Below are 1027 nucleotides of genomic sequence, written 5' to 3'. Positions count from 1 at the left end.
CCAGTTGTTCGGCGCGCGAGCGCAGGTCGGCCAGGGTGTTGCGGTAGGCGATCTCGCAGATGCGCCGGCGCGCGGAGAAGCTGAAGGCGTTGGTGAAGAACAGTTCGCGGTCTTCGGCGTTGGGTTCGAACACCAGTTGGTCGATGTCCGGGTATTGCTGGGCGTAGCGGGCCAGGCCGACCTGCATGCGCGATTGCAACAGGGTGCGGAAGGTCTGCGACAGCACCGCCGGCAGGCCGCCGGCGGCGAGGCTGTTGTCTTCGGCCACCGCGGCGCCGTGGCTGTGGTTGAACGGCACCAGCGGGTTGAGCCCGATCAGCAGGTCGATGCCGCGTTCGAGCACGACGGAGGCGTGCATGGTCCGGCGCAGGGCGCCGTCGACGAAGTGGCGGCCGTCGATGTTGACCGGCGGGTACAGGCCGGGCAGGGCGGCGCTGGCTTGCACCGCCTTGGAGATCGGCACCTCGTCCCAGCCTTCGCCGCCGAAGCGCACGGCGTCGCCGCTGTCGATGTCGACGGCGACCACGTACAGCTCGGCGTCGAGTTCGCGGAAGTCGTTGCTGCGCCCGCGCCGGGTGAACACTTCGCGCAGGAAGCGTTCGACTTCGCTGTTGTCGAACAGGCCGTTGGGGATCAGGCCGCCGAAGCGGGTGATCAGGTCGGACCAGCGCGCTTCCAGCGGCGAGAACAGCAGTTCGCGCCACCATTCGGTGGCCAGGCGCGGAAAGCTGGCGGCGCGCTTGAGGTATTCGACGAAGGCCGGGCGCATGAAGGTTTCGGGCCGGAATTCGACGTCGGCGCTGTCGCCGGTGACGAAGATCCGGCACATCTCGGCGGTGTCCATGCGGTTGGCCAGGCCGGCGGCGAGGAAGGCGCCGCTGCTGACGCCGACGTAGCAGTCCAGCCGGGTCAGGTCGAGGCCTTCGATGGCTTCGTCGAGGGCGCGCAGGGCGCCGAGTTCGTACATGCCGCCGATCGGGCCGCCGCCGGCGATGGCCAGGCCGATGCGCGGGGCCGCGGACGGGTC

General features: G+C 69.6%; 1 protein-coding gene. It reads right to left on the bottom strand.

The window, feature by feature from the left end; genetic code table 11:
- A partial coding sequence (locus tag ABZY20_RS37490) for a patatin-like phospholipase family protein (RefSeq protein ID WP_356448048.1) occupies positions 1-1027 on the bottom strand: 1027 nt, incomplete at both ends.

The organism is Streptomyces sp. NPDC006624 (genome assembly GCF_040611555.1).
Classification (GTDB): domain Bacteria; phylum Actinomycetota; class Actinomycetes; order Streptomycetales; family Streptomycetaceae; genus Streptomyces.
Note: the sequence above shows the minus strand (reverse complement) of the source record. Positions and strands in the feature narration are given on the sequence as shown.